16 protein-coding genes are annotated in these 17,209 nt (G+C 52.2%); 7 read left to right on the forward strand and 9 right to left on the reverse strand.

Going from position 1 to position 17,209, the window contains the following annotated elements; all coding sequences use genetic code 11:
* Window positions 1-72: 72 nt before the first annotated feature.
* From betI to betA, 3 genes are read left to right on the forward strand one after another with little or no spacing between them, the layout of a single operon-like run.
* Complete coding sequence (betI, locus tag QE396_RS10950; protein ID WP_020885037.1) at window positions 73-660, forward strand: transcriptional regulator BetI; 588 nt, start codon at window positions 73-75, stop codon at window positions 658-660.
* A 13-nt stretch (window positions 661-673) separates the two neighbouring features.
* Complete coding sequence (gene betB / locus QE396_RS10955) at window positions 674-2,146, forward strand: betaine-aldehyde dehydrogenase (RefSeq protein ID WP_020885038.1); 1,473 nt, start codon at window positions 674-676, stop codon at window positions 2,144-2,146.
* 13 nt (window positions 2,147-2,159) lie between these two features.
* A complete protein-coding gene (gene betA / locus QE396_RS10960; RefSeq protein ID WP_020885039.1) occupies window positions 2,160-3,824 on the forward strand; it encodes a choline dehydrogenase in 1,665 nt (554 codons plus the stop codon).
* A 46-nt stretch (window positions 3,825-3,870) separates the two neighbouring features.
* Here betA and QE396_RS10965 read toward each other — a convergent pair whose 3' ends face one another.
* From QE396_RS10965 to budA, 5 genes are all read right to left on the reverse strand, one after another.
* Window positions 3,871-4,569 carry a GNAT family N-acetyltransferase gene (locus tag QE396_RS10965; RefSeq protein ID WP_014169054.1) on the reverse strand — a complete coding sequence of 233 codons (699 nt, stop codon included), beginning with the start codon at window positions 4,567-4,569 and terminating at the stop codon, window positions 3,871-3,873.
* A 163-nt stretch (window positions 4,570-4,732) separates the two neighbouring features.
* Window positions 4,733-5,206: a cold-shock protein gene (locus tag QE396_RS10970; RefSeq protein ID WP_014169053.1), complete on the reverse strand. Its 474-nt coding sequence runs from the start codon at window positions 5,204-5,206 to the stop codon at window positions 4,733-4,735.
* A gap of 131 nt (window positions 5,207-5,337) precedes the next feature.
* The gene (locus QE396_RS10975) at window positions 5,338-6,108 is read right to left on the reverse strand and encodes a (S)-acetoin forming diacetyl reductase (protein ID WP_020885040.1); all 771 of its coding nucleotides are present in this window, start codon (window positions 6,106-6,108) and stop codon (window positions 5,338-5,340) included.
* Between the two features lie 20 nt (window positions 6,109-6,128).
* Complete coding sequence (gene alsS / locus QE396_RS10980) at window positions 6,129-7,808, reverse strand: acetolactate synthase AlsS (protein WP_020885041.1); 1,680 nt, start codon at window positions 7,806-7,808, stop codon at window positions 6,129-6,131.
* Window positions 7,809-7,821: 13 nt separating this feature from the next.
* Window positions 7,822-8,601, reverse strand: a complete 780-nt coding sequence (budA, locus tag QE396_RS10985) for an acetolactate decarboxylase (RefSeq protein WP_025204708.1) — start codon at window positions 8,599-8,601, stop codon at window positions 7,822-7,824.
* A 105-nt stretch (window positions 8,602-8,706) separates the two neighbouring features.
* Here budA and QE396_RS10990 point away from each other — a divergent pair, with 105 nt between their 5' ends.
* Together QE396_RS10990 and QE396_RS10995 are read left to right on the forward strand one after the other, a co-directional pair.
* Window positions 8,707-9,588: a LysR family transcriptional regulator gene (locus tag QE396_RS10990; RefSeq protein WP_020885043.1), complete on the forward strand. Its 882-nt coding sequence runs from the start codon at window positions 8,707-8,709 to the stop codon at window positions 9,586-9,588.
* Window positions 9,589-9,934: 346 nt separating this feature from the next.
* Entirely contained in the window at window positions 9,935-10,390 is a 456-nt protein-coding gene (locus tag QE396_RS10995) for a hypothetical protein (RefSeq protein WP_025204709.1), read from the forward strand.
* Window positions 10,391-10,476: 86 nt separating this feature from the next.
* Here QE396_RS10995 and QE396_RS11000 read toward each other — a convergent pair whose 3' ends face one another.
* The gene (locus QE396_RS11000; RefSeq protein WP_020885045.1) at window positions 10,477-11,265 is read right to left on the reverse strand and encodes a phosphotransferase family protein; all 789 of its coding nucleotides are present in this window, start codon (window positions 11,263-11,265) and stop codon (window positions 10,477-10,479) included.
* Window positions 11,266-11,402: 137 nt separating this feature from the next.
* Entirely contained in the window at window positions 11,403-12,080 is a 678-nt protein-coding gene (locus QE396_RS11005; protein ID WP_020885046.1) for a DUF1963 domain-containing protein, read from the reverse strand.
* Window positions 12,081-12,431: 351 nt separating this feature from the next.
* On the opposite strand from QE396_RS11005, the gene QE396_RS11010 reads away from it, so the two are divergent.
* The gene (locus QE396_RS11010) at window positions 12,432-13,307 is read left to right on the forward strand and encodes a GyrI-like domain-containing protein (protein WP_020885047.1); all 876 of its coding nucleotides are present in this window, start codon (window positions 12,432-12,434) and stop codon (window positions 13,305-13,307) included.
* A gap of 824 nt (window positions 13,308-14,131) precedes the next feature.
* Window positions 14,132-15,211 (forward strand): hypothetical protein, encoded by a 1,080-nt coding sequence (locus QE396_RS11015; RefSeq protein WP_165569264.1) that lies wholly within the window; start codon window positions 14,132-14,134, stop codon window positions 15,209-15,211.
* A 255-nt stretch (window positions 15,212-15,466) separates the two neighbouring features.
* Here QE396_RS11015 and QE396_RS11020 read toward each other — a convergent pair whose 3' ends face one another.
* Both QE396_RS11020 and QE396_RS11025 read right to left on the reverse strand, forming a co-directional pair.
* Window positions 15,467-16,306 (reverse strand): hypothetical protein, encoded by an 840-nt coding sequence (locus QE396_RS11020; protein ID WP_007949333.1) that lies wholly within the window; start codon window positions 16,304-16,306, stop codon window positions 15,467-15,469.
* Window positions 16,307-16,342: 36 nt separating this feature from the next.
* Window positions 16,343-17,206: a DUF4231 domain-containing protein gene (locus QE396_RS11025; protein WP_007949332.1), complete on the reverse strand. Its 864-nt coding sequence runs from the start codon at window positions 17,204-17,206 to the stop codon at window positions 16,343-16,345.
* Window positions 17,207-17,209: the final 3 nt, after the last annotated feature.

Genomic DNA, 17,209 nt, shown 5'->3' on the forward strand with positions numbered 1-17,209 from the left:
ACATTTTATATTGAACGTCCAATCAAAAACCGCTTTAATGGTTAACCAACGCTGATGAATGGAGTGGCAAAAATGCCCAAAGTGGGGATGCAGCCAATCCGGCGCAGGCAACTGATCGACGCCACGCTGGAAGCAATAAATGAAGTGGGAATGCATGACGCGACCATCGCGCAGATCGCCCGTCGGGCGGGCGTTTCCACGGGGATCATCAGTCACTATTTCAAGGACAAAAATGGCCTGCTGGAAGCGACCATGCGCGACATCACCGGCCAGCTGCGCGACGCGGTATTGAACCGTTTGCATGCCTTACCGCACGGCAGCGCTGAGCAGCGTCTGCAGGCGATTGTCGGCGGCAATTTTGATGAAACCCAGATCAGCGGCGCGGCAATGAAAGCCTGGCTGGCCTTCTGGGCGAGCAGCATGCATCAGCCAATGCTCTACCGTCTGCAGCAGGTGAGCAGCCGCCGTCTGCTGTCGAACCTGGTGTATGAGTTCCGCCGCGAGCTGCCGCGCGAACAGGCGCAGGAGGCGGGTTACGGGCTCGCGGCGCTGATTGACGGGCTGTGGCTGCGCGCCGCGCTGAGTGGCAAACCGCTGGATAAAACCCTGGCCCAGTCGCTCACCAGCCACTTTATTAGCCAGCATTTACCGACCGATTAACCGAGGAGAATTTATGTCCCGAATGGCAGAACAGCAGCTTTATATCAATGGTGGTTATACATCGGCCACCAGCGGTAGCACCTTCGAGACCATCAACCCGGCCAACGGTGAAGTCCTGGCGACCGTTCAGGCCGCCGGACGCGAGGATGTCGATCGCGCCGTAGAAAGCGCGCAGCGCGGGCAAAAAATCTGGGGGGCAATGACCGCCATGGAGCGCTCGCGCATTCTGCGCCGTGCGGTAGACATTCTTCGTGAGCGTAACGACGAGCTGGCGAAGCTGGAAACCCTCGACACCGGCAAAGCGTACTCAGAAACCAGCACCGTTGATATCGTCACCGGCGCGGACGTGCTGGAGTACTACGCAGGGCTGATCCCGGCGCTGGAAGGCAGCCAGATCCCCCTGCGCGATACCTCATTTGTCTATACCCGTCGTGAACCGCTGGGCGTGGTCGCGGGCATTGGCGCGTGGAACTACCCGATCCAGATCGCCCTGTGGAAATCCGCGCCAGCGCTGGCCGCAGGTAACGCGATGATCTTCAAACCGAGCGAAGTGACGCCCCTCACCGCCCTGAAGCTTGCCGAAATCTACACCGAAGCGGGTCTGCCGGACGGCGTGTTTAACGTTCTGCCGGGCGTGGGCGCAGAAACCGGCCAGTTCCTGACCGAGCACCCGGGCATCGCCAAAGTCTCCTTCACCGGCGGCGTTGCCAGCGGCAAAAAAGTGATGGCCAATTCGGCGGCCTCGTCCCTGAAAGAGGTGACGATGGAGTTGGGCGGGAAATCCCCGCTGGTTATTTTCGACGATGCCGACCTGGATCTCGCGGCGGACATCGCCATGATGGCCAACTTCTTCAGTTCCGGCCAGGTATGCACCAACGGCACCCGCGTGTTCGTGCCGGCGAAATTCAAAGCAGCGTTTGAGCAGAAAATTGTTGACCGCGTGGCACGTATTCGCGCGGGCGATCTGTTCGACGAACGCACCAACTTTGGCCCACTGGTGAGCTTCCCGCACCGCGAAAACGTGCTGCGCTATATCGCCAAAGGCAAAGAGGAAGGCGCGCGTGTGCTGTGCGGTGGCGATGTGCTGAAAGGCGAAGGCTTTGACAACGGCGCGTGGGTGGCTCCCACCGTGTTCACCGACTGCACCGATGAGATGACCATCGTGCGCGAAGAGATCTTCGGGCCGGTGATGTCCATCCTCACGTACGAAACCGACAAAGAGGTGATTCGTCGCGCCAACGACACCGATTACGGTCTGGCGGCGGGCATCGTGACTGCCGACCTGAACCGCGCGCACAGCGCGATCCACCAGCTTGAAGCGGGTATCTGCTGGATCAACACCTGGGGTGAATCCGCGGCAGAGATGCCGGTTGGTGGCTACAAACACTCCGGCATTGGCCGCGAGAACGGCGTAATGACGCTCCAGAGTTATACCCAGGTGAAGTCCATCCAGGTTGAGATGGGTAAATTCCAGTCCATATTTTAACCGGGAGGTTTTTTTGCAATTTGACTACATCATTATTGGTGCCGGCTCTGCCGGCAACGTACTGGCAACACGACTGACGGAAGATCCCAATACCACCGTTCTGCTGCTAGAAGCGGGCGGCCCGGATTACCGTTTTGACTTCCGCACCCAGATGCCTGCCGCGCTGGCGTTTCCCTTGCAGGGCAAGCGTTACAACTGGGCGTATGAAACCGAGCCCGAGCCGCACATGAACAACCGCCGTATGGAGTGCGGTCGCGGCAAAGGGCTGGGCGGCTCATCCCTGATCAACGGTATGTGCTACATCCGCGGTAACGCGATGGATCTGGACAACTGGGCAACTGAGCCGGGTCTGGAACACTGGAGCTATCTCAACTGCCTACCCTACTACCGTAAGGCAGAGACCCGTGACGTGGGGCCAAACGACTACCACGGCGGCGACGGCCCGGTGAGCGTGACCACCTCTAAACCCGGCGTAAACCCGCTGTTTGAAGCGATGGTAGAAGCCGGTGTGCAGGCGGGCTACCCGCGTACTGACGACCTTAACGGCTATCAGCAGGAAGGCTTCGGCCCGATGGACAGAACCGTGACGCCGCAGGGCCGTCGCGCCAGTACCGCACGCGGCTATCTGGATCAGGCGAAATCACGCCCGAACCTGACCATTCGCACCCATGCCATGACCGATCACATTATTTTTGACGGCAAACGCGCGACAGGCGTCGAGTGGCTGGAAGGCGAGAGCACGATTCCGTCAAAAGCGACGGCCAGCAAAGAGGTGCTGCTGTGCGCCGGGGCGATTGCCTCTCCGCAGATCCTGCAGCGCTCCGGCGTGGGTAACGCGGAACTGCTGAAGCAGTTTGACATCCCGCTGGTACATGACCTCCCGGGTGTGGGTGAAAACCTGCAGGATCACTTAGAGATGTACCTGCAGTACGAGTGCAAAGAGCCGGTCTCTCTCTACCCTGCCCTGCAGTGGTGGAACCAGCCGAAGATTGGCGCGGAGTGGCTGTTTGGCGGCACCGGCGTGGGAGCGAGCAACCACTTTGAAGCCGGTGGGTTTATCCGCAGCCGCGAAGAGTTTGAATGGCCGAATATTCAGTACCACTTCCTGCCGGTCGCCATTAACTACAACGGGTCGAACGCGGTCAAAGAGCACGGTTTCCAGTGCCACGTTGGCTCCATGCGCTCACCAAGCCGCGGGCATGTACGGATTAAATCACGCGATCCGCATCAGCATCCGGCGATCCTGTTCAACTATATGTCCCACGAACAGGACTGGCAGGAGTTTCGCGATGCTATCCGCATCACCCGTGAGATCATGCACCAGCCGGCGCTGGATAAATACCGTGGACGGGAAATCAGCCCGGGCATTGAGTGCCAGACCGACGAACAGCTGGACGAGTTTGTGCGTAACCACGCTGAAACCGCCTTCCACCCGTGCGGCACCTGTAAGATGGGGTATGACGAAATGGCCGTGGTCGACGGCGAAGGTCGCGTTCATGGGCTGGAAGGATTGCGCGTGGTGGATGCGTCCATTATGCCGCAGATCATCACCGGCAACCTGAACGCCACCACCATCATGATTGGCGAGAAAATTGCCGATGCCATTCGCGGACGCGAGCCGCTGGCGAAGAGTACCGCGGCATATTATGTCGCCAACGGTGCACCGGTTCGCCTGTAACGCAGTTTGCTAAGCAGCCCCTCTCCCAACGGGTGAGGGGCATATTTTACAGACGAAACGCCTCCAGCTTTTTACGCTGCCGCCCTTCCCCGTCAAAATTCGCTTCAGCCAGCCAGGCGCGGAGTTCGGCATCCCGCTGTGGCCATTCGCCATCAATGATTGACAGCATGTCGCTGTCGCGGTTGCGCCCTTTGCGCACCAGCTTCTGACGCAGCCGGCCTTCCCAGACAAACCCCAGCCTTTCCGCCGCATTACGCGAGGCAGTGTTCATTGAATCGCACTTCCACTCCAGCCGACGATAGCCATGCTCGAATGCATTCCTGAGCAACAGCCATACGGTTTCCGTGCCGAGGCGGGAGCCTTTCATCTTGCGTGACCAGGTGACGTGGCCGATCTCCACCGACCCTTGCATGCGCTCTATTGCCATATAGCTCACCAGCCCCACCGCTTGCCCGGTACGTAAATCGATGACGGCGTACGGCACCAGTTCATCATCCAGTACTTTGCCAAGGACCCATTCCGCGGTGTCTTCAACGCTCACGGGCTGGGTGCTGACAAGCCACGTCCAGTCGCTGTCGTCCCCCAGCGCATAGGCCTCATACAAATCCGCGGCGTGGCGTTCGGCATCCAGCGGCTCCAGACGACAATACTGACCGACGAGCGGAGTGCGGGTTAACGCACGGGCGCATTTCCAGTCGGGGACGATATCGTTAACAGTTTGACCATGTTGATTAAGCTCGGGCACGGCGTTGACTCCCGGAAGGATAAGGGTTTTGTTATAGCAGGTTAAAAAGCGGACGAAAAGAGACGCGGCGTATTGCCTGCTGGGGAAAACGGGAGGGAGTGGCGTTTGCACGCCAGGATGACAGAGGTACGCCGGGTAAGACGTCGCCCTACCCGGCAAAGCATTATTTCAGCAGCTTCACCGTAGCGTCGATGTCGATCTCATCTTCCGTGAAGATCATCGTCGTATTCTGGAAGGTGGTGATAGCCAGCTTCTTCACCGTGCGCATTTCACCCGGTTTTTTGTCAGACTTGGGTTTGATGTTGTTCATCAGCAGCCCCACGGACAGTACCGCGTTCTCTTTATCGATGCCGGTATCTGCTGGCTCTTCTTCGCTGAACACCACAAACGATTTGATCGAGGTGAGCTTCACGCGCTCGCCTGCGATATAGAGGTGTTTGCTTTCCGGGATCACCTTCACCGCATAGGCGGAAAGGCCTTTGTTGTTGGTTGTGGGCTCGAAGGTCACCGCTGCGTCTTTCTTAATCAGATCAGGGTTGGCGACCTTAATCACATGAAAATAGCGGTTGTCACCGTTTTCATCTTTGATAAATCCAAAGCCTTTATCTTTAAACCACGTTGTGATTGTACCGTTCATCGCTGTTACCGCCTGTCAGATCTCTAAGACTAAAGTTTTGCAGCGCGCAGTGTAATCCACAATGGCTGAGGAGACAAAAAAAAGCCCCTGCACGGGGGCAGGGGAAAACTCATGTCAGAGCTTATTAGTATTTAGTTGAACACCATACCACCGTCAATCAACAAGGACTGACCGGTCATGTAGTCGGAATCTGGCCCGGCGAGATAAGAGACGCAGGCGGCCACATCTTCGGGTTCGGACAATCTGCCAAGCGTAATGCGTTTGGCAAACGTTTCAGTACCGTAGCCGAGCGGTTTACCCGCTGCTTCGGAGACCTGGCGGTCAATTTCCGCCCACATCGGCGTTTTGACGATGCCCGGGCAGTAAGCGTTAACGGTGATCCCTAATGGCGCAAGATCACGTGCCGCCGTCTGGGTTAACCCGCGTACCGCAAACTTACTGGAACTGTAGACCGCCAGTTCAGGGTTCCCGGTATGGCCTGCCTGGGAACAGGCGTTGATGATCTTGCCGCCGTGCCCTTCTTTACGGAAGGCGTCAATGGCAGCCTGGATACCCCAGATAACCCCTTTGACGTTGATGTTGTAAACTTTGTCGACAATTTCCGGGGTGATCGACTCAATTGGCGTGGAAGGCGCGATCCCGGCATTGTTGACGATCACGTTGAAACCGCCCAGCGCAGTGCGGGCTTTTTCCACCGCTGCAAACACCTGCTCGCGGCTGGAGACATCCACCTTCACGGCGACGGCCTTCCCCCCATTACGAGTGATCTCATCGGCAACGGCTTTTGCCGTCTCTTCGTTGTAATCCGCGATGGCGACGGCAAAACCGTCTTTCACCAGGCGAAGCGCAATCGCTTTACCAATCCCCTGGCCTGAGCCTGTTACGAGAGCAACTTTTTGCATTTCTCTGTCCTTATATTGATTCACAAAATCTGGCTGAGATGGAGCTGGCCCATCAGCAGCGGGTTATCGCTATAGTCGACGGGAATGGCGACCACAGCCGGGCCATCGACATCCATTGCAGCACGCAGCGTAGGCTCCAGCGCATCCGCGCTCTCGACGGCAAAGCCTTTCGCCCCAAAGGCATCGGCATAGACTTTGAAATCGACCGGGCCGAACTCTACGCCGGAAAGGCGCTGGTATTTTTTCTCTTCCTGGATCGCCACCATGTTGTAGGCGTTGTCTACCCAGATGATGTGCAGCACATTGGCGTTGAGACGCACGGCGGTTTCCAGCTCCATGCTCGACTGCAGGAAGCCGCCGTCACCGGACACCGAGACCACCTTGCGACCAGGATTGACCAGCCACGCACCAATCGCCCACGGCAGTGCAACGCCCATGGTCTGCTGACCGTTAGAGATCATGACCTGACGTGCGCGGAAGCTATAGAGATAGCGGGCGATCCAGATGTGAAAGCTCCCCATATCAACGGTGAGCGTAACGTCGTTATTGACGATGTCCTGCATGGCCCGCACGATGCGCAGCGGATGCAGGGCAAACTGATTAAGCGAGGCGCCACGGCGATCGAGCAGATCCCGTTGATGCTGACGATCGACCAGGATTTCTGACGCACGCGCGCTGAGCTCCAGCTTGTGGGCGATCCGGCTGGCGAGCAGGTTCAGCGTTTCGGCGATGTCCCCCACCAGCTCGAGGTCAGGCACATAATTGCGTTCTTCATAGGCGGGCAGCACATCGATATGCACCAGCGTGGCGTCGCCGCTGTTCCACATGGACGGTTCGTATTCCACTGGGCTGTAACCGATGCAGATAATCAGATCCGCCAGATGCAGCAATCTGTCGCCTGCCTGGTTGTTAAAGAGGCCGACACGTCCGGCAAAGCGGGTGAAATGTTCCTGATTCACCGCCCCGGCCGCCTGATAGGTACTGGTGACCGGGATGCGGCTTTTCTCCAGCAGCTTACGCAGCGCGGCGCTGTTGGCAGGCTGGCTGGCCATCAGGCCCAGTAAAATGACCGGATTTTTGGCTTTTTCGATAAGCTTCGCCACGTCGTTAATGGCGGATTCCGGTGCTGGCCCCATTTTGGCAGTACTGCTGCCCGGCAAAATCGCGCCCGTGGCGGGCTGGTCGACAATATCCTGCGGCAGGCTGACGAACGCGCCCCCAGGCCTGCCGTGCTCGGCAGCGCGAAACGCGTTCGAGACCACTTCGGCAATCGCATCCGGTGAACTCACCTCTACGGCGTATTTCGTCACCGGGCTGAACATGGCGACCGTGTCCATGCTCTGATGCACCAGCTTCGCTTTATCTGCCCGCTTCACGGCACCGCCCAGCGCGACCACCGGGTCACCCTCACTGTTGGCGGTGGCAATCCCGGTGATCAGGTTTGAGCAGCCCGGTCCGGAGGTGACCAGCGCAACACCGGCCTTGCCGGTGAGGCGCCCTACCGCTGCGGCCATAAACGCCGCGTTCGCTTCGTGGCGCACGGGAATGATTTCGATGGAGGAATCGAGCAAGGAATCAAACACTTTGTCGATTTTTGCACCCGGAATACCGAAAACCTGCTTCACGCCCTGCGCTTCCAGCTGGCCTACGACCATATCGGCGCCATGCGCCCACTGACGTGCCTGTTTATCACTGTTCACGGTGGTTCTCCTGTTAGTTTTCGACGGAACGGATTGCAGCATCAAGGTTGCTGGGGTGAAGGTTGGCCTGTAAAAATGCGCTGTCGGCAGGCAGGTCGATCATCAGTTTGTGAATTTCACCGAAGGTCAGCACGCCGCTCTCCAGCTGGTAGTCGAGCAGATGCCCGCCGCCCTGACGATCGTCGGTGATAAAATGTTCGTGATATCCCGCGACGTTAATGCCCTGCATATGCTGCGGCGTGCGGAACCCGACCAGTACCCCTTCTCGCTGGTTAAAGCGGAACACCGGCTGGTCGTCCAGCACGTCGGTCATCGCACGGTATGGCGGCTTCTGACGTGGAACGGTACGGGTGTGGGCGTGGCGGAAATTACCGTCGATACGTAACGCACAGAACAGGTTATCGGAGGGGATTTGCTGGTCGATCACGTCGTGGATCTGCTGACGGCTGACCGGCGCATCGAAGGTTTTGCGATACTGCGGCTGGAACCAGGTCATCACCGCAAACGGTGTTTTTTGCTCCGGCTTCGCGGCACGGGCACTCCCGTCGGCGCGCAGCTGATACACCTGGCTGCTGAAGGCAATCATTTCGCCATCCAGCTCGTTGAACGTACCCAGACCAAAATCGCCGTGCGCAAGCAGATCGGCGATAGTGGTATCCCCCTCGTACACGCCGCTTAACAGGGCGCTCATTAGCGATGTCTGATAGATCACGCTGTCAGGATGCTGGGCAGAAAACCCACGCAGGGTCTCGCACAAACTGGCCTCACAGTCGCATGCAGATGAATGCACCATCATGCTCGTCCTCTTCAACTTTATTTAGAAAGGTTAAATAAATGTTGACCCGATTCAGCATAGAGTTCCAATATAGAATCCATGCTGGTTTGAGACGTTTTTGATATGGAACTTCGTTATCTGCGGTATTTTGTCGCCGTTGCACGTGAGCGACACTTCACCAAAGCGGCCAAAGCGCTGGGTATTTCACAGCCTCCTCTGAGTCAGCAGATTAAACGGCTCGAGGAAGAAGTGGGCACGCCGTTATTCAGACGCCTGACGCGAGGCGTGGAGCTGACTGAAGCGGGAGAAGCCTTCTATGAGGACGCCTGTAAGATCCTGGCGCTGAGCGACGCCGCGCTGGAGAAAGCCCGGGGCATTGCCCGCGGGCTGAACGGCAGTCTGTCGATTGGGATCACCAGTTCAGACGCCTTTCACCCCAAAATCTTCACCCTTATTCGCCAGTATCAGTTGCAGAACATGGCGGTGAGAGTGCACCAGGTAGAAGCCAATATGTCTTCGCTGACGGCGATGCTGGCGGAGGGTGAGCTGGATATCGCGTTTGTGCGTCTGCCGTGTGAGAGCAGCAAAGCGTTTGAGCTAAAAATTCTCGACCGTGAGCCGATGGTTGTGGCGCTGCATCGCGACCATCCACTGGCGAAGTGTGGATCGCTGGCGCTGGACCAGCTTCGTGATACGCCGGTCGTTTTGTTCCCGCAGGAGGTCGCGCCAGGGCTGTACGATCGCGTTTACGGCTGCTGCGAGCGGGCCGGAATTGACGTGCAGCACACGCTGCAGTCTTCGCAACTTTCCTCTTCCCTGAGCATGGTGTCCGCTGGCGGCGGGTTCGCCCTGGTGCCGAAGTCGATGGCCGCCATTTCGCCCCCCAATGTGACCTACCATGCGCTGACATCACCGGAGCTTTATACCGATATCGCGCTGTGCTGGCGGCGTTTTGAACGTTCGCGGACGGTGAAACGGTTTCTGGCGATGCTGAGTGAAGGGTAATGGCGCGGCGTTGCTTGCGCCCGCTAAGGCCTTTCTGGAAGCCGCCTCGCAAACCTGCAAGTAACCCTGTGTAATTCAGGGTTACTGCTTTTCTTACTCTCCTCCCGGCCGTAAAGTGCCTGCGTTGCGGCACATCCGCAACCGGGCGTAGGAACCCGCATATCACGATACGACAATTATTTTGTCGCGGCAGCGCTCATCCCGTTACACTACGGTCGCGCTGGCGGAGCAACCGAAAGGTTGGCCGTTTTTGTCGTGTGCGGTATTCCTACCTCCGTCAGCGCTACCACCCATGAGCGTAGGAACTTATTGGATGGTCTGGAGTTTTTTTAAAATGGAAAATCACATGACAACTGTCCCTTCCCTGTCTTACGCGCTCTCTGAAGAAAGCGCTATACACCATCTGATTCATCTACAACTGCCTGAATCTGCAGATCTCTTCGAACTGGCCGATGCCTGCACCGCGTATGTAAGCGTGCTGGTAGAAACCGACGATGCGGTCACTCATGCAACACTGTGCACGCGTTTGCTGGCAGTCCTTAAACGCCTTCGCGCGCGTTGTGATTCTGCCCTCCCGCCTTATCTGGTCGAACAGCTGATTGCAGGAGAGAAGATTGTCTCCTGCGTTCCGGACTGCTGGCAGGATACGTCGCTCCAGGTGGACTATGCGCTGGCGTTAACGCAGGCGGTAATGGGCGGAACATTGCCTGCAAACGTGGCAAAAGAGCTGACCGGTCTGCTACATGATATGGTCTGGCTGCTGGCGGAGTTCGTCAAGGAGCCGTATATCACGGCGCACTAAGGCCAGAGCTTAAGGGCCGAAATCCAGCTGGTCTGTGAGCCAGAATTTCGGCCTTAATAATATAAAAAACCCATGCAGACGAAGGGTTAAAGTACTGAGATAGCCTCGTCCAGCCAGCCGGGAAGCGTTTCTCTGTACCAGTTCAGGTACAGCTCAAAATCTGTTTTGTTCCGGTCATAGAGCAGGGACATCACCTCTGACACAATCCATGCTTTAGCAAGGGTTATTTCCGTCGCTAGCTGTCGGGCAGGCATATGCAGATAATGCACGCTGTAACGCTCCGCAAGCTGTAAAATGCTTTGCCTGGAGCCCATCCCCTTTACCAGCGGGGCGAGGTCGATAGCCGGACTGCCCGTGCCAAACCTTTCCCAGTCAAAGAGAACCCACTCTCCGTTTTCTCTCCTCCCCCAGTTACCGGCATTGGTATCCCCTGAGATTAAACATTTCTGCCGAAACAAAACGCTGCCCGCTTGCTGAAAACAGCGCATCTGGTGGGCCGCGCGGTCCGGTAATCTCAAAAGCGCCAGTGATTTTTCAAGCGCTTTCTCGGGCCAGGAATGAGGGTGATACACCCAGGTTGGATCTGGTGGAGTGCAATGAAGATGAGAAAGGCATTTCAATATGTCATCCCCCGACACCTCATCCTGAGACACTTTTCCAGGGATATATTCCAGCCTTAACCGGCGTGGATGTAGATCGGCAGACAACAGCGTCGGCGTTTTGATTCCCCTGCTGTTGAGCTCTTCCGCCGCATGCTCGTAGAAAGCGTATTCCACAGGGCTAACAGGGCATTTATCTATGACTTGCTGACCATATTGATCCACCAAACGCTGCACTTTTGCCGCACCCATTTGGGATAAATTCTCCGCAGACATACATGACTCCCTGTGTCAGGTTTGGCTTTAAGGGATAAGTGTAGTGTGATGCGGAGGGATCAGGGGCATTGCGTTTTACGGGCGGTGTTGCGGGTTGTGGGAAGGTCCGCTTAGAGCGATGAGAGGACGTTGAGTTTCTAGTAAAACTGACATGAAAACGTCCAGAGTCCCTCTGGGGATTTGTGAAAATAGCCGATACCATTGTCCGCCCACATCCAGTTTACTTTTTCTTCTGACCCCACTTGAAAGACAAAATCTTGAATCCCCACACCATGTTGTATCTCCATTGGATATCCTCCAACCTTGGTTCCCCTGTACCGGTTAAAACCATCATAGAATCTATCACTTGCATCCTCATCATCGTTTACGTCAGACAAGTCAATAATATCCCAAGCATCCTCCCATCCCGGAGCATCATCATTGACACTCACCCACCGAACCGGAAATGCTCGATATGGAGTGTTAATTGCAGGCAATAACTCAAGCCCATCAAGGGTGGCGTATTCTCGTATTAGCCACCCCTCGCCATGAGGTTTATCAAATGGATGGCTTTCCATATTATGATAAAGCACTAAGAGCGCGATCCCCTTCAGTTGTTCAGGAATCACGGGAAGTTCATCTACGCGAATCTGGAGAAGCGGAAACATCGGCTGCCCCTTCCAAACTGGCAACCCTGCACCTGGAAGAGCGACTCCTTTTAAAAACCAGGATGTAATTGGGTCTGCTGTAGGGCGGAAACCACCGACTTGTGCCACAGATGCAGTACGTAATTTGGATCTGAGTTCTTCTAAAACTAACGCACTCTTGGATTTCATAATTGCATCCTTGCGTATGCCCATACTCTTGGATTCTGAAATAGAGAAGTTTTTATTATATATCGTAATTATTACCCAACAGACCTAAATATTTCTGTGCTTCCTCGTCAGAAGAGTAACGGAGGTCCGCTCCTGACACGAAGCGGACCGTCGTGTAGGGATTAAGTTCTGCTTAGAGCGAACAGTGGAAGTTCTGCATGCATATTGACATCGAGAGTCTTGAGCAATGGGGAGCAAGTCAAAGGTTCGAAAGATAGCCACCTGGAAATGCTCTCCTTTGTACGTCATTGAGCAAGATCGGTCAGGCAAACTGAATCGCCTTCGAGCATATTAAGCAGCACGGAGGAAGTCATGTGTGATAATAAAACTGATAGTTACGCCAGACGCTTTAAACAGGTCTTTGATTATATTGACCACCATCTCGATGACGCTTTATTACTGGAAAAACTGAGTGAAGTGGCTCACTTCTCGCCATTTCATTTCCATCGTCAGTTTTGTAGTTATTGTGGGATGCCACCTGGCCGTTACATCCAGATGATGCGCTTAAAACGCGCATCTTATCGACTGGCTTTTAATCCGTTAGAGAAAATCACTGATATCGCGTACGACGCCGGTTTCCAGCATTCTGAATCATTTAGCCGTGCTTTCAGACAAATGTTCGGTCTATCACCGACGCAATTCCGCCAGCAGCCCCCCTGGGTGGATTGGCATAAGCGCATATCCGAACCTTACAAAGCCAGGAGACAAACCATGCAAAGCCAGGTCAGGATCATTACTTTCCCCGCGACGTCAGTCGCAATGCTGACACATTATGGACAACCGGAGCGAATAAACGAAACGGCGGCTCGCTTTATTGAATGGCGAAAAACCACGGGTTTTTCACCGGTTGCCAGTAGCCAGACATACGGTATTGCACCACACGATCCAACCTTAACGCCGCCGGATGAATTTGAGTTCCATATTTGCGGAACCGTCACGTCACCCATTATTGAAGACAATCGCTTCGGGGTGATAAATAGTGACATTCCGGCTGGTCGCTGTGCGGTGTTACGTCATCAGGGATCGCATGATGCGTTAACCGGGTTGGCTAAGTCTCTGTATCGTGACTGGTTGCCAGAGAGCGGAGAGGAACTTCGCGACTTCCCGCTTTTCTTTCATTACCACAACTTTGTGCATGAGGTAGCAGAACATGAATTACTCACGGATATCTATTTGCCGTTAAAATGAGCTGATTCAGGGTTATTGTTCATCGTTGATCTGCTCCCCATCGATTAAAACCGTGATATTTGCAACGTCCGCTCCTGGCACAAAGCGACCAAACTAACGGAGCAGAAGGTCCGCTGTGAGCGAACTGCGGACATTGTGGAGACAACGTGCTACTGGGTGCGGATGTCCTGTAAGTATCCATGCAAAACGAACCATCAACTTTTAGGGAGTCTCTGGCACTCCAACTTCCGCTTCTGGCACAAAACGGATGGATATATGTGGAATGTTCGCTATGAGTGGAATGAGGGAAAAGTTGATGCTGCGCAACATATCATCCCATCATGATTGAAAGGTAACGATACCAGGCGTATCAAAAGAGACGGCAGCTTTGCCATTCTTTAAGGAAACAGAAATATGGCGGACAGAAGACCACTTAATCCAGGCGTAGTTGTTCCTAAACCCGGCGGTGGTACGCAGCCCCGTGATCGTAACAATGATGGTAGAGTTCGAGAAAAACGCTCGGATGCTGGTAAACCACGCAAATAATGACAAGCCGCCTCAGGGCGGCTTTTTCCAAAATGACCCGGCTGTCCCCTTTGAGCGAGGAACGGAAGTTGCTAACAGCATTCTGTGTGAATCAACAGGGAGCAGGTCAGTCCGTTATGAGCAGGAGTGGAGCTAAGATAGATTCGATAAAGGGTACCGTTAACTGTATACATTTTTATTTACTTGATATAAAGCAATGATATCCTGTTTCAGGATGCGTTGCTGGGTATTTTATATTAGTAGAACTATTATCAATGCCAATGTTGGTGCAATTATGTACTCAAAGAGCAAAGGAGTGAATGATGCGCGGTACTAAAATAATTAATAGAGAAATTAACATAATCGCTAATGAACACTTCAAAAAACAAGGCAGCTCCCATGAGTTGCATCAGTTTGCCTCCCTTTTCAATTCTAATTACCTTTCAAATCTTGCAGATATTTTTCTAAAAATAGATAAAAAAAAGACTGACGGTCTACATTCGCTTTATTATGGAATTGAATTAGGATGGATTGATAAAAAACCGCTTGTTGAGTATTCTCAAGCATCATCCTTAAAGCAGGTTGAAGTAGGCGATGCTTTAGTAGTTTACAATAATTATCTTTTGGATAATACGGGTAGGTATATAAATACAATTGATGAACGCGCTGTGATTATTCAAGCTAAAGTGACGAAAAACAAGAAAAAACTTCCGAGTGTTACAGTAACGCATGATAATTCTTCAAGAAAAGAGTATGCGCTATATAGTAATTGGCCATCTTTTCGACTAAAAAAGAAGAATGGGTTCACCCCCCATTTTAACCTCCCACATCCACTTGTTAAAAATTCACCATCCCCCTATGCATTTTATCTTGCCGCAAGGAAATCATATTCTAACGACCGTAAATGGCAGAGTCACTGGATGGGTGCGCCTTCGCAACGTTCTAATACGTGTAATATTACAGTAGGAGAGATATTACTTGCTTTGAAAACAGGAAGGCCCGTTGGTCATTACCATGTTGGGGCAGACTTCAAGTCAAATCCCCAGTGGGAAAAACTGGTTAGAACAATTCTAATACAGGTCTCAATGAACCATACTAATAAAGGTTGGTGTGGGGTAATAATGCCAACCAGAATAAAAGGCAAAAATATTCTTAATGTTAAATCAAGATCTTTATCTCTTGCTTCCTTTATGAAATATACTTTACATAAGACCTTTCACTTGCAAGAAATATTATCTTTGCATCAGCAAGTTCAAGCTAATATATCCATTGATTGGAGCGGGGCTATCCATGCTCATAATGAACGACCTGAGAGAAATATTTTTGGAAAGTTTCCAATTTTAATTGTTTCACGATTTAGCTCGGAATTCCTAACGTCCTCAGATAATAAGTTGGGATAATATGGTCGTCTAACTATTAGACTTGTTGGTTTTTATATAAAGTTTCCAAGAGACAGTCACTCATTAAAATGACTGTTTCGTAATCAGCGGAGTTTTTGAAAGCCAAATATGAGCGAATGAAGCCTGATGGGAGGGTGTAGGGATGAAATGGTCCTTTATGAGCGAGGAGCGGACCTAACATTGTCATGTATTTATCAACAATGACAGGTCTGCTACATCCTCTTCTAAACTCATTCGATCCACACCAATATATTTTTAATGACCGACAATAGTTTGCATTTTAGCCTGTAAAGCTGCGGTTAATTCTGCTATTCCTTGAGCATTGCCATAATAACGAATAAATCGAAGATGCCGTAAATCAAACGGGATATCACTCTCAGTTTGTGCAATCAATATTACTTCCCTGCCCAAAGTATGTGCTATTCCAGCCTCATAGAAAACGTTAGGGTTTTTCCCTGTGCAATCACATATCACGATACGCGATCTATCTATTAAGGCGACTACATCTTGAATTATCGCTGGATTTTCCCAAATATCATCGGCACGACGACAGCGTAGACCAATTTGTTCTGCGGCAGAGTGAATGCTACTATAAATTGCATTGAAAGCCGCATCAAATGGCATCATCACAGAAACCAGTATTGACTCAATGTTCTCATGTTCTGAAAGATGAAAAACTGTTGGTCTTTGACGTCTTGGCCTGACCGTCCGGAGTAAAAATCGGTAAAGATCTACATCCTTAACAGCCCAGTGATTCCGTGAGAATTCAAAGTCTTTAGGCATATCTAACGCCATTCTATTCCCATAGATAAAACCATTTGTAATAGGAGGAACTTCATTATCTAATGAATATTCAAAAGATACTTCTCTACCAACTATTTTTGCTCTATTTATTTGACCAATATAAGCCAATTCATCTCCCACCCCTTCCTGCATAAATAGACATGGCAGGGAAATAAGTTTATCAAGATCAGGTGAGTTATTGTTTTTAAACTGCATTGATATATGGTCATCAGTAAACTCAAACACCCGAGAGACCTCCATCATTTCTCGCCCAACATCCCAATCAACCGACCTCATAATAAGATTAAACATATTGCCCTCGTTTGCTTTTCCCGATACAAAAAATTATTACACATCTTTCCTAGCAACCCATTGAGTGTGCTCTCTAGAGAAAGCATTTTCCGCATCGCCTACAAATACAGAAAATTCTTCGTCGGTATTAGGCTGTTTCGCTTCTTCTTTTACAAGCCCGATCTCATGCGAAGTTAAAGAGTACGAAGCTGCTAATTCAGAAAAACGCTTCGCTTGCATCCAAGTTAAAATACTTGCTGCCGATGCGACGAAAATATCAGTTGGCCAGAATGGTACGTCTACATTAGCAACCCGCACCACAGCACAAATCACAGCAAATGTGTTGATCGCTATTAAGGCCCCAAAAAAATATCTAGCTCTGCGACGGTTAAATTTTGCTTTATTGGCATACCATATATGTTGATCTCCAACTCTACTTTCAATATATATTTTTTTGCGCTTATTTAATGGCTGAGATCGTATTTGCTCCATAACATGAGAAATCTGAGTACCATCTAAATAATCAGTCAAGGCCCGGCATACTTCCCTATTTTGCTCAATTATCGCCTTAAGCGTATGATGAAAATCTTTCCGAGCGACCTGATCGTCACCTTGGAATGGCTCAGCTCGGCATACGTACCGCCAAGTTATCGTCTTTATAGACTCTGCGACAGCTCTCCCTCCATACCAAAGCTTTTCTGGTCGAACACTAAAGAGATAGATAGAGCATGCCAAAGCAGCTAAAAGAGCAAAGACCTGCAAGGCGGCTACAATCCAATGTGTAACGCTTACGATTGAAAGAACAGCAGCAACAACCAACGCGATGAGATGGAATCTCAACGCTGTGAAAAATTGCGACTGCGAATTTAATGAAAGGTCATTAGCAGACTGGTATAAGGCAGGAAAATCTTTATCTTCCATATT

This window comes from Enterobacter sp. SORGH_AS_0287 (assembly GCF_031453695.1).
Classification (GTDB): domain Bacteria; phylum Pseudomonadota; class Gammaproteobacteria; order Enterobacterales; family Enterobacteriaceae; genus Enterobacter; species Enterobacter ludwigii.